We start from the raw sequence: 12894 nt of genomic DNA, 5'->3' as shown, positions 1-12894 counted from the left end.
TCTTTTTTCGACTTTTGAGGGAGAGAATGAAAGGTAGGAGAAAGTATAATGTCAGATAATTATCGTTCTCGTACAGAACGAAATCATGCGAAAAATCAAACGGAAGAAACAAATAAAGAAAAAAAACCAAAGAAAAAAGGCTCCTTTTTTAAGAAGTTCCTTATAGGTTGTCTACTTCTTGGTATCGTTGGTCTCGTAGCTGGCGTTTCCGCTTTCTTTGTTATGGTAAAGGACGCTCCAAAATTAGACAAATCAAAACTTGTCAATCCTTTATCAACAAAATTTCTTGATAAGAACGGAGATTTTTTCTATGAATATGGTGCGGAAAAACGAACCCATGTTACTTACGATCAAATTCCAAAAGTAGTTGAAAATGCATTCCTTGCAACTGAGGATTCACGTTTCTATGACCATAATGGAATTGATTTTAAACGAACTACAAAAGCAGTTATGGAAAATGTCACTGGTGGTTTCGGTTCCCAAGGTGGTAGTACAATTACACAACAAGTAGTTAAAAACTATTTTCTAACGATGGAAAAAACCGCAAAACGAAAAGTGCAAGAATGGTACTTATCTTACAAATTAGAGCAACAATACTCTAAACATGAGATTTTAGAAATGTACTTAAATAAGATTAATCTAGGTAATCGCTCTTACGGTATTGCAACAGCGGCTCAAAAATATTATCAAAAAGATTTAAAGGACTTACAATTACATGAAGCTGCGATGCTCGCTGGCTTACCTCAAGGTCCTAACATTTATGATCCAACAAAACCAGAAAATGTTGAACGAGCAACAAATCGTCGTAATATTGTATTAACATTAATGAATCGACACGGCTATATAACAAAAGAAGAAATGAATAACGCAATAAAGATCCCTGTAACTGAGGGTCTAAAAAAATCAGAACTAACTGAAATGAAGTTTCAAGCATTTTTAGATGCTGTCGTAAAAGAAGTTGAAAAAGAATACCCTGATGTAAATATCGGTTCAGATGGTTTAACGATTCATACAACCCTTGATCAAGGTGCTCAAGAGTACGCTGAACAAATTATGGATGGCAATCTCATTAAGTATCCAAACGATCAGTTCCAAGGATCATTTGTATTTATGGATACACAGTCTGGAGAAGTTCGAGCAATTGGTGCTGGGCGTAAAGAAAGTAAGTCTACTTTCAAAGGTCATAATATGGCTGTTGATTTAAAACGCCAAGTTGGTTCAACAATGAAACCAATTTTCGATTATGGTCCTGCAATTGAAAACCTTCAATGGTCTACTTATCATCAATTAAATGACTCTGAATATACTTACTCTGATGGCACAAAGATTAAAAATGCTACCGGTAATTTTAAAGGTGACGTTTCACTTCGTGAAGCATTGAAGAAGTCATTAAACATCCCGGCTTTAAAAACAGCTCAAGCAGTCGGTATTCCTAAGGCAAAAGAGTTTGCTGAAGGTTTAGGCATGACGTTTAAAGATGGGATAGCACATGAATCTACTGCAATCGGTAGTAATGAAAGCTCTCCGTTAGATGTCGCTGGGGCTTATGCAGCATTTGGAAATGACGGTGTATACAATAAACCTCATTTCGTTAAAGAAGTTATTTTCCCAGACGGAAAAAAGAAAAGCTTTAAACCGAAAGAACAACGTGCAATGCACGACCATACAGCTTACATGGTTACTGACGTTCTTCGTGACGTAGTAAAACCTGGTTCCGGCGGTACAGGGCCAACAGCATATGTTTCTGGCTTTGACGTTGCTGGTAAAACAGGAACACAAAACTTTGATGCAAGAGATGTAAAAAAATATGGCATCCCAGCTGATGCTAACAGAGATAGCTGGTTCGCTGGATATACACCACAATATACGATGGCTGTGTGGACTGGTTACGAAAAGAATGGTCCAGAAAATTACATTAGCGATCGTTATACTAAAATTGCGCAACAAATGTTCCAAGTAATGATGAGCAAATTCGCTACAGATAAATCTCGTTTCGAACGCCCTTCTTCTGTACAAGAAATAAACGGCGAGTTATACGTAAAAGGTGCGAAAAAAGATGCAATTAAAGAAATTAAAGTAGATCCACCTAGTGGCCTTAATGTCGCTTTCGATGGAGCTAGTACAGTTACACTAAACTGGTCTGGCCCAACAGCAGTTGATGCTTATGCGGCAACTTATAAAGCTACAGACGGTTCTAGCGGTAGCTTATCAGTTAGCGGTACAACAGCTACTCTTGGTGGTATTAAGCCTGGTGTTACTTACAGCTTCTCTGTAGTAGCGAAAAAAGGTACTGGAACAAGTCCTGCAGTTGGTGCATCCTTCACTGCCCCTGGTGGAACTCCAGACGCTAAGAAAGCTGAGGAAGAGGCAGCCAAAAAGAAAGCCGAAGAAGAAGCTAAGAAAAAAGCTGATGAGGAAGCTCAGAAAAAAGCTAATGAAGATAAACTAAAACAAGAAGAAGCTCAGAAAAAGGCTACTGAAGAACAGCGTAAACAACAAGAGCAACAAGAACAACAACGTAAACAACAAGAAGAGGCTCAAAAGAAAGCTGAAGAAGAAGCTAAGAAAAAAACTGAAGAAGAAGCTAAGAAAAAAGCCGAAGAAGAAGCTAAGAAAAAAGCTGAAGAAGAGGCTCAAAAGAAAGCTGAAGAAGAGGCTAAGAAACAACAAAATACAGGTGAAGATACACCTCACGCAGACGGAAATGTTGTTACAACAGAGTCTTAATACAAAAAAAGAAGTCCTTTCTCTTAACGAGGAAAGGACTTCTTTTTTGTTATCATTTTCTTTACATATAACTTTTCTATTTCAATATACAACTGTGCTAACTGAATATAAGAATGATAATTATTTGGTTTCTTTATAATGAACGAATATCGCTCCATAAAATTAACTGGTTGTACTTCCAATTCACTCGTGTAATCTTCCATTTCATTCAAACTATGAACAGGTTGCTCATTTAGCCAATATACAATTGATAACAAATGTGCTGCAAAAAGAATCATCGGGCCTTCAGCTTCTTGTTTCTTTCTGTTTCGAAATAATGTGGCAATGTCTTCATGCTTATTTTTCCATACATTCAACATTACCGGAATACTGTTTTCAATTTCATTCCACGGCTCATATTGTCTTTCTATATCAAATATAAAGTAAGTATTTTGTATGATTTCTTCAAAAGATTGGTCTGTATGATACTTAATCGAATTTGCGTTTTTTTGAAAAAATGGTAAGTACCGAAATTCTTTCGGTACTCCTATAACTCGCTCCATCCTTTATTTCCCCTTCATTCGCTTCTTTCCTTCGCGACACACTTCTAGCAATAGACACTCTTCACATTGTGGTCGCTGCGCTTTACAGTGATAACGTCCAAAGAAAATCAAACGGTGATGTGTAACGCCCCATTCATCCATCGGAATTTTCTTCATTAATGTTTTTTCGACTTCTAATACAGAGTCTTTCCATCTACAAATCGCTAATCGTTTGCTCACCCGCTCTACATGCGTATCGACAGCAATTGCCGGTATCCCAAATGCTACCGATACTACAACATTTGCTGTCTTCCGTCCTACACCAGGTAACTTCGTAAGCTCATCTCGATCTTTCGGCACTTCTCCATTGTAATCATCTAATAACATTCGGCACAATTTTTGAATATTTTTTGCTTTATTTCTATACAATCCAATAGAACGTATATCTTGTTGTAACTCTTCTAGAGAAACACTTAAATAATCTTCTGGTGTTTTATATTTTTGAAATAAATTTTTCGTCACTTTATTTACAAGTGCATCTGTACATTGTGCAGATAATGCCACTGCAATTACAAGTTCGAATGGATTATCATGAATCAATTCACAATGTGCTTCTGGATACATATCCGCCATTGTGTCTAAACAATAACGAATTTGCGTTTTATTTAACATTGACTTCCTCCTACATTACTGCTCCAACCAATTATAAAAAGGCACTTTCCCAGTAAATTTCGTCTCTTGTGTTGTTACTTGTTGCGCTCGTTGCTGATTTGCTCTAAATTTCCGTCCTTGATTTTGAGCTTGATCTACTGTTTTAATTCCATTCTTTTTCCACTCAAATAAAATACGATCAATATATCGGAAGTTCAGTTTACCGCTCATCACAGCTTCTCGTAGAGCCGCTTGAATTAAATTCGGATGATGTTGATCTTGATCCTCCCACATTCCCAATGTTTCACATTCAAATGGAGAAAGTGGTCTTCCGAATTCTTTTTCAAATACTGTATATAAATTTACTTGCAGTTGTTTTTTTTCTTTTTGTTCTTCCTCTATTGATTCATTCATTAAGAAATGCAATATTTTTTCCCATAGCGGTTGTAAAGAATAACTTTCACACATCATCGCTTCTGATCTTTGTCCACCTTCTAGTGATAAAAAACCTTTTTGAATCAATGTTTGAATTACTTCCATACATTTCATTTCCGCTATTGTCATTCGTTCGGAAATCTCCGACGGAGTCGGAAACGAATTTCCCGATTCTAAAAATGTATGCACATGAAGTAAAACCATAAATTCCGTTTCATTTAACCCTAATTTTTTATAATGCATCATAAGTAATTTTGGAATCGCAATGCTTCCCTGTTCAAACCACTGTAACATCATTTTCTTTTTCATCACCAAACACCTCGTTCTCTAGTATAACACACCTTTCGCTATTTCTTTTTGCCACAATTCGTCAAAAAAACCTCCCTATTATATAGAGAGGTTTTTTATTGTATTAACGAAATATACAATTAAGCTTTCACTTTACTTTTCATAAACGTATGAATACGTTCTAATGCTTTCTCTACTTGTTCAAGAGATGTCGCATATGATAAACGAACGTTATTTGGAGCCCCAAATCCTGTACCCGGCACAAGAGCAACTTTTTCCTCTTCTAATAAAGCTTTCGCCCACTCATCAACTGTATCATATCCTGATAAAGCTACAGCCTCTTTTACATTAGGAAATAAGTAAAACGCGCCTTGCGGTTTAATACAAGTAAAGCCAGGGATTTGAATTAATTTATCATAAATAATGTTTAATCTCTCTTCAAATGCTTGGCGCATTGTTTCTACAGGTTGTTGTGAGCCTGCATATGCCGCGATTGCGCCGTATTGAGCGATTGAAGTAGGGTTTGACGTACTATGACTCGCTAAGTTCGTCATCGCTTTAATCAGCTGCTTATTTCCAGCTGCATATCCAATACGCCATCCTGTCATAGAATGCGATTTAGATACACCATTAATAATTAGGGTTTGTTCTTTTAATGCATTAGAAAGCTGGGCAATTGAAGTATATTCCGCACCACCATAAATTAACTTCTCATAAATTTCATCTGAAACGATTAAAATATTATGTTCTAAACATACTTCTCCAAGCTGTTGTAATTCTTCTTTGCTATAAATCATTCCTGTTGGATTGCTCGGTGAATTAATAATAACTGCTTTCGTTTTCTCTGTAATTGCCTCACGCAACTGCTTTGCTGTAATTTTGTACTTATTGTCTTCTAAACCTTCTACATAAACCGGATTACCGCCAGCAAGCTTTACTTGTTCTGGATAGCTTACCCAGTAAGGAGTTGGGATGATAACTTCATCTCCTTCATCAAGCAACACTTGGAATAATGTATATAATGCATGTTTTGCACCATTACATACAATAATTTCAGATGGATCATACTGAATTCCTTGATCGCGCGTAAATTTCTTCACAATTTCTTGTTTTAACGATTGTAATCCACCTGTTGGCGTATATTTCGTATGTCCTTCTAACATCGCTTTATGCGCAGCTTCCATAATATGCTCTGGTGTATTAAAATCAGGTTCTCCTGCCCCTAATGCAATTACATCATGACCTTCTGCCTTTAACGCTTGTGCCTTTGCTGTAATTTCTAAAGTTGAAGACGGTGTTAAAGCAGCTACTCGCTTTGCTAATTTCATTTGTAGTTCCCCCTACATCTATTTTTGAGCGCTATATCGTCTTAAAAACGACCCATCTTTAAATTCAAGATAGTAGTAATTATAACGATTGTCATAATCAATATATGTAACTTCCCATAATGGTACTTCTACTGGTACACCATCTCTAATACCTTTTTCAAAGCCTAATTTCACTTTCAGAATTTCTTTCGGCTTTCTTTTTGATTCTTTATCGCCGACTTGTTCTATTGTTCTTTGTATAGCCTCTTTTTCGGAAATACCTTCACTCTTTTTCCTTACTACGGTATCCCCTTTTTTCTCAGGCACCCAAACGATAAGATGTTCTCCCTTTTCATCTGTACCCTGTACGACTGTATATGCAGCTTTTCCGTTGTAATAATCAACAGATGTCACTTTTGTAAGCTTTGCTTTTTCTTTAGCAATTTCTACAGATTTCGACTCTTTGGGAATTTTCTTATCCATCGCTTTATTATAAACATACGCCCCATATATTCCGCTAGCAACGATAACGATAATGATTGCAAAGATCCACTTTTTCATTGTATCACTACGTTCTGTAAATCGTAAATACAGCTGTTTCTTTGTCTTTTTCGTCTAATGCTAATCCGAACATGAGGTCCTGCTCTTTTAACGTACGATTCAAACTATCAACAATTTTATACAAATCTGACGAATATTTAATACGCGTCGTTGATAGTACTTCGATTTTCTTCTCCATGAAAAAACTCCTCCGTTACACAAAAATTTCTAATTATAGAAGAACGCAATGCGGTTACAATAAGAGTACATTCTTTACAACCCCTGCTTCATCACCCATCTATTATAGCAGGACATGTACAGCAAAAAAAGGTTTCAAGTCGAAAACCAATACATTTTGTATACAAGAAGTAAGAAAAATAAAATTCCTCCTACCCACATTTTTTACGCCTGAAGCTCATAAGTACTTCAGGCGTATTTTTCTTCCAATTTTTATTCATTTGACGGTTCTTCTAATTGCACCAACAACTCTTCTAACGGTCCTTCATAAAGAGGTACATTAGGAATTGATTGTAAAAATCTTTTTCCATAGGAAGAACTCGTCAATCGACGGTCTAACACTACTACCGTCCCCGTATCAGTATTCGTTCGAATTAAACGCCCAAATCCTTGTTTGAAACGTAATATTGCTTGCGGGAGCGTTAATTTTGCGAATACGTCCTCACCTTGATTTTTTAGCCATTCACCTTTCGCTTCCATCATCGGCTGATGAGGAGGTGTAAAAGGAAGACGGACAATGACAAGGCAACTCAAGGCATCTCCTGGAATATCGATTCCTTCCCAAAAACTGCTCGTGCCTAACAATATTGACTTGTCGAACTCTTGAAACTTTCGAATTAAGCGACTTCGACTCCTATTGTTTACACTTTGTGTTAATAATAGATAGCCTTCTAATTCATCATTGCTTTTCAAATTCGCATACGCTTCTTTCAGCATTTCATACGAAGTGAATAAAACGAGCATTCTCCCTTTTGTAACTTTTGCTATCTTGGCAATATGTTCCGATACAGATTCAATATATTCCTCATTACTTACTCGCTTAATAAACGGTACATCCGTTGAAACCATTAATTTCATTTGTTTCTCATAATGGAATGGCGATTGAACCTGTAAAGTATTTGGAGCAAAATCATGTAAGCCAAGCTCTTCTTTTATATAGTCAAATGTATCGTTAACTGTTAATGTTGCAGATGTAAAGATAACACTCTTTTTTTCTGTTAAAAATTCATCAGCAAACCTTTCTCCAATATGAACTGGTTGCGCGTATAAAATGGTTGAATGAATCGTTCCTTTCGTCTCCGTCTCCATCCAAGTTACATATGCATTTTTTTCCAATATGAGCAACTGTAATGATTCTGCCATCTTTCTCAGTAACCCACTTAAATGCATAAATTCACCCGTAACAACATGCATTTCCCACTCTAACTTACTTTGCAATATATCTACTTGTTTCTCAAATATGGTCACTATTCTTCTTAATTCATATACAAAACGATTTGTTAACTCAACAATACTATCCCACAACTTACCTTGCTCTACTTCCGTGTTATATCGATAAATGAGCGGCATATTGTTTGTTCCTTGTTCTTGCTTTGTTTGTTTAAATATAAAAGTACGTAACATTTGGAATAGTTCATCCGCATCAAATTTAAGTTCCTTCAAACTATGGCTTATCATACGGAAAGTAGAACGAGATGCTTGCTCTGATTTTTTCATCATTTTATATACTTTAGAAAGCACATCATCCGTTTCTAGTGTACCAAGTCGAGATAAAATCAATTGAAAATACATACAAGAGAACTGCTCACCTAGTGTTCTACTCGCAGCTTCTTCAATATGATGAGCTTCATCAAAAATTATATGTTCACATGAAGAAAACAGTGGTTCTTCACTTGAAAAATCTTGAAATAATAATGCATGATTTGTAATAACGATATCTGCAAATAAAGCTTTATTTTTCGCTCGCTGATAAAAGCATCGACTAAACCAATTACTTTGCATACCGCCCGGACTATACGCATCACTACAAATACGATTCCAAAGTAACTTTCCGCCCTCTGGAATATTTAATTCATCTCGGTCACCTGTTTCAGTTTTTAATAACCAAACTAAAATTTTCGCCTTCGTAAGTGCCATATCGTAATTTTTTTCTTCCTCTTGCAAAGCATATTCAAATTTATGTAAGCAAAGATAATGCTTTCTCCCTTTTAGAAGAGCTGTCTCAAATGAAAATGGCATTATTTTTTGCAATAACGGCATTTCTTTTTCAAGTATTTGTTGTTGAAGTTGTACCGTTTGTGTACTGATAACGACAGGTTCTTCTTTTTTATTCGCAAAATAAAGACTAGGAAGTAAATAAGCAAGAGTCTTTCCCGTCCCTGTACCTGCTTCAATAAGAGAAAAACGAGAATCTCTTAACGCCGTATATATCTCTTTCATCATCATTTGCTGACTTTCTCTTCTTTCAAACTTCGGCATATGTAATTCCAGTTTATCCATCGTTTTATTCAAGAAAGCATCAAATTTTAATGAATATGTTTCTCCAAGACTTAAGGAATAGTTCCGTTTTCTCAGTGCAATATTGCGATACACTTCATATTCCGCTTTTATTTCTTTACCATGCATTACTTTCTTTAAAATATTTTCAGAAAGCACATCAGCTATATCACTTTGGAAAACATCACTCAATTCATAAAGTGATTGTAATGTAACAAGTGGTAATTTTTCAATTTCATTTAAAAATTGTAAAAACAACTCTGCTGTCGCAAGAGCATCACTATCCGCACGATGTGGTTGATCGTGTTCGAGTTCATGTTTCTTAGCTAAATCACGTAATTTATAACTATCGGCTGTTGGCAAAAGAATTTGTGCCAATTCAACCGTATCGATTTTAGGACAATGTATTTCTGTATATCCAGCCTGCCTTAATTCTTCGTTTAAAAAATTCCAATCAAAGTGAACATTATGCGCAACGAAAGCGGCACCTTGTAATAGCTCAACAATCATCGGGGCTACATCTTGAAATAACGGGGCTTGTTTTACGAGACTTTCATCAATCCCTGTTAATTCTGTAATAAATACGGGAATCTCTCTCTTTGGGTTAACAAAAGATGAAAAAATTTCCAATATCTCTCCATCTTCTACTACAACAGCTGCAATTTGGGTAATTTTATCTTTCCCGTCTTTCCAGGAGTTTCCTGTCGTCTCTAAATCAACAACGACATAACGTTTACTCATATATGTAACACCTCAATTTCTTACCTTTCAAACAACAATAATTCATATAATGTTACTATACCACGTTTTATCTCATCTTAATGAAAAGATGCACAAAAAAGCTATCTCCTGATATAGAGATAGCTTTCCCCTTTTATAATATTGTACCAGCCTTTTCAGCACCTAACATTTCAACAATTTGATTTTGATCGTCTAACACTGCAATTTTTGGTTCTTGTTTATGAACCTCTTCTTCCGTAACTAAGCCATAACAAATTATAATTACTTTATCTCCCGGTTGTACAAGCCTTGCTGCAGCACCGTTTAAACAAATAACACCGCTACCGCGTTCGCCTTTAATAACATATGTCTCTAAGCGCGCACCGTTATTATTATTTACAATTTGAACTTTTTCATTCTCTACAATATTTACTGCATCCATTAAATCTTCATCTATTGTAATACTACCTACATAGTTTAAATTTGCCTCCGTTACAGTTGCACGATGTAACTTTGCTCTCATCATTGTGCGAAACATAGATGCTCCCCCTTATTTAACCGTTAATGTTATATTGTCAATTAATCTTACATTTTCAAACTTAACTGCAATAGCTAAAATGATTCTTCCTTCCATTTCCCCTACTATTGCCAATGACGGATATGCATATAAATCCGCATAATCTACAGTACCTTTCGTATACGTCTCAATATGTTCTTTCACAAAATTTGTAATGATTTCTGAATTACGTTCGCCTGCCTCAATTCTTTCTTTCGCTATACATAGACTGCGGTATAAATGAGAAGCCTCTTCACGTTCTTCTTGTGATAAATACACATTACGAGAACTTTTTGCTAATCCATCTTCTTCTCTTACAATATCAACTGGTACGATCGTTACTGGAATATTGAAATCAGTTACAAATCCTTCAATTACAGCAACTTGTTGTGCGTCTTTCATACCGAAATAAGCACGATTTGGCATTACAATATTAAATAATTTCATTAGTACAGTCGCAACTCCAGAAAAGTGACCAGGTCTTTGTTTTCCACATAATACGTCAGTACGCTTTACAACTTCTACTGTTGTTGTTTGTTCTGCCGGATACATTTCTTCTACACTCGGATAAAATAAATAATCCACACCGTTTTCTTTTGCTACACTTTCATCTCTCTCAATATCACGAGGGTATCGCTCTAAATCTTCGTTCGGCCCAAACTGTAGTGGGTTTACAAACACACTTAAAACTACAATTTCATTTTCTTCTCTTGCCTTGCGTAATAAAGTAGCATGCCCTTCATGTAAATACCCCATCGTTGGAACAAAACCAATATTCTTTCCACTTGTACGAAGTTCGCTCGTAATTTGCTGCATCTCTTGCACTGTAGTTATGATTTTCATTACTGTTTTCCCCCGTATAACGCTAAGCATTCTTCTTCTTTCATTGTGAACGAATGTTTCTCTTCAGGAAATTGCCCTGTCTTCACTTCAGCAACATATTGAGAAATCCCACGTACAATTTCCTCTTGAACAGACGTATACTGTTTTACGAATTTCGGAACACGATTTACCCCATATGAGATGAGATCATGATATACAAGAACTTGCCCATCTACTTTTTGTCCCGCTCCAATCCCTATTATTGGAATTGTTAATTGCTTCGAAATTAATTCTGCTAACTGCATTGGCACACATTCTAACACAAGTGCTATCGCACCAGCTTCCTCACATTTCTTTGCATCGTCTATTAATTTCTTTGCACTTTCAGCATCTTTTCCTTGCACTTTATATCCACCCAATACTCCCACAGATTGAGGAGTTAAACCTAAATGCGCTACGACAGGAATTCCTGCATTCGTTAAATAATGAATCGTTGATATAACTTCTCCAGCACCTTCTACTTTCAGTGCATGTGCTCCGCTCTCTTGAACGATGCGGCGTGCATTCACCATCGTTTCTTGTAACGATATGTGATAAGACATAAACGGCATATCAGTTACAATAAATGTTTCTTTCGCTCCGCGGCGTACAGCTTTCGTATGATGAATCATATCCTCTACTGTTACAGGTACTGTTGAATCATATCCGAGTACAACCATCCCAAGAGAATCTCCAACTAAAATCATATCAACTTCAGCTTCTTCTGCTAATTTAGCAGAAGGATAATCATACGCCGTTAGCATCGTAATCGGCTCACCTTGCTCTTTCATCTTCAAAAAATCTGTTTTTGTTTTCAAAAACTACTCCTCCTTTATGCAGGAGAGAGGCGATGGCCGAAATCATATAAAAAACCCCTCTGGCCATAAAAGGGCAGAAGGGTTGTGTGTTAGTCGGCATTATTCATCCCTCTGTCCCAGTCCGTTATTGGATCAAGGCAGAATCCAAGTTATTATTTTTTGTACTGCTTCGAATCATGGTGCAGTTCGCTCTGATACTGCCCACATTCGAACTAATTATAGCAAAGTACAAAAAGAAATTACTACATTTTTTTGAAGAAATAATTTTTTATTTCCATTACGGTATGTGAAATTTAACTAGATAGTGTATATGCTATATAGTTTTTACAGAGAATTCAGTCCTAAAAAATAAGTGGGTGTGTTTCCCATACATACCTTACAACTCCAAGTTAATTTCTTTTGTAATCCATTTAAATGCAAAAAATTGATTTAAAGATACTGATATTTTATTTGACTGTATAGTATAAGCCTAAAACTAATGATGCAGGTTAATTGAAGAAAAGCACTTAGAAAAGGAGAATTGCGAATGTCTATGAACAAGTGGTTATTTCCATTACTCGGTTTGTTTGTAATGATTGTGAGTGTGATAACTTTAGACTCCATCAACGTAGTTGCCTCAGCTAACGTCGTAACACAACCTATTGAGTCAACGAAAGTGATTGAAGTCGAACTTAACGATGATTACTTTAATCCGAATGTCATCACTATTCCGATTGAAGAAACAACAACATTGTTATTAAAAAATAAAGGTAAGAACGAGCACACCTTTACAGTGAAAAAACTCGGAATTGACGTCGTAGTTGAGTCAGGAAAAGAAAAAAACATTACCGTAAAACCTAAAAATACTGGTACATATGAATTAATATGTAGATACCATCTCCTTAAAGGAATGGAAGGAAAAGTAATAATCAAATAATAAGCAGCGCTAATCGAACGTTACTCTACATACAACTTAA

The 12894-nt window shown here is 36.0% G+C and carries 12 protein-coding genes; 2 read left to right on the top strand and 10 right to left on the bottom strand.

Annotation, left to right across the window (positions count from 1 at the left end; genetic code table 11):
* Positions 1-48: 48 nt before the first annotated feature.
* Complete coding sequence (locus MHB70_RS06860; protein WP_061530147.1) at positions 49-2727, top strand: PBP1A family penicillin-binding protein; 2679 nt, start codon at positions 49-51, stop codon at positions 2725-2727.
* A 23-nt stretch (positions 2728-2750) separates the two neighbouring features.
* Here MHB70_RS06860 and MHB70_RS06855 read toward each other — a convergent pair whose 3' ends face one another.
* The 10 genes from MHB70_RS06855 to panB form a co-directional block, all read right to left on the bottom strand.
* The gene (locus MHB70_RS06855; protein WP_000442696.1) at positions 2751-3269 is read right to left on the bottom strand and encodes a YpoC family protein; all 519 of its coding nucleotides are present in this window, start codon (positions 3267-3269) and stop codon (positions 2751-2753) included.
* A 3-nt stretch (positions 3270-3272) separates the two neighbouring features.
* Positions 3273-3920, bottom strand: coding sequence for an endonuclease III (nth, locus tag MHB70_RS06850; RefSeq protein ID WP_061530148.1), 648 nt, complete (start codon positions 3918-3920; stop codon positions 3273-3275).
* A gap of 15 nt (positions 3921-3935) precedes the next feature.
* Positions 3936-4643, bottom strand: coding sequence for a DNA replication protein DnaD (gene dnaD / locus MHB70_RS06845; RefSeq protein ID WP_000728536.1), 708 nt, complete (start codon positions 4641-4643; stop codon positions 3936-3938).
* Between the two features lie 119 nt (positions 4644-4762).
* Entirely contained in the window at positions 4763-5950 is a 1188-nt protein-coding gene (gene aspB / locus MHB70_RS06840; protein WP_061530149.1) for an aspartate transaminase AspB, read from the bottom strand.
* 18 nt (positions 5951-5968) lie between these two features.
* A complete protein-coding gene (locus MHB70_RS06835; protein WP_000758736.1) occupies positions 5969-6490 on the bottom strand; it encodes a cell wall elongation regulator TseB-like domain-containing protein in 522 nt (173 codons plus the stop codon).
* Between the two features lie 7 nt (positions 6491-6497).
* Positions 6498-6668 (bottom strand): YpmA family protein, encoded by a 171-nt coding sequence (locus tag MHB70_RS06830; protein WP_000412179.1) that lies wholly within the window; start codon positions 6666-6668, stop codon positions 6498-6500.
* A gap of 251 nt (positions 6669-6919) precedes the next feature.
* The gene (gene dinG, locus MHB70_RS06825; RefSeq protein WP_061530150.1) at positions 6920-9724 is read right to left on the bottom strand and encodes an ATP-dependent DNA helicase DinG; all 2805 of its coding nucleotides are present in this window, start codon (positions 9722-9724) and stop codon (positions 6920-6922) included.
* Positions 9725-9857: 133 nt separating this feature from the next.
* Positions 9858-10241, bottom strand: a complete 384-nt coding sequence (panD, locus tag MHB70_RS06820) for an aspartate 1-decarboxylase (RefSeq protein WP_000490175.1) — start codon at positions 10239-10241, stop codon at positions 9858-9860.
* A 12-nt stretch (positions 10242-10253) separates the two neighbouring features.
* Positions 10254-11102 (bottom strand): pantoate--beta-alanine ligase, encoded by an 849-nt coding sequence (gene panC / locus MHB70_RS06815; protein ID WP_000692375.1) that lies wholly within the window; start codon positions 11100-11102, stop codon positions 10254-10256.
* On the bottom strand, positions 11102-11938 hold the full coding sequence (gene panB / locus MHB70_RS06810) for a 3-methyl-2-oxobutanoate hydroxymethyltransferase (RefSeq protein WP_000851101.1): 837 nt from the start codon (positions 11936-11938) through the stop codon (positions 11102-11104). The genes panC and panB overlap by 1 nt, the downstream gene beginning before the upstream one ends.
* A 526-nt stretch (positions 11939-12464) precedes the next feature.
* Here panB and MHB70_RS06805 point away from each other — a divergent pair.
* Positions 12465-12854 carry a cupredoxin domain-containing protein gene (locus tag MHB70_RS06805; protein ID WP_000062349.1) on the top strand — a complete coding sequence of 130 codons (390 nt, stop codon included), beginning with the start codon at positions 12465-12467 and terminating at the stop codon, positions 12852-12854.
* Positions 12855-12894 lie beyond the last annotated feature (40 nt).

Origin of the sequence: Bacillus sp. FSL M7-1020 (genome assembly GCF_038050415.1) — a bacterium.
GTDB classification, from domain to species: Bacteria; Bacillota; Bacilli; order Bacillales; family Bacillaceae_G; genus Bacillus_A; species Bacillus_A toyonensis.
Note: the sequence above shows the minus strand (reverse complement) of the source record. Positions and strands in the feature narration are given on the sequence as shown.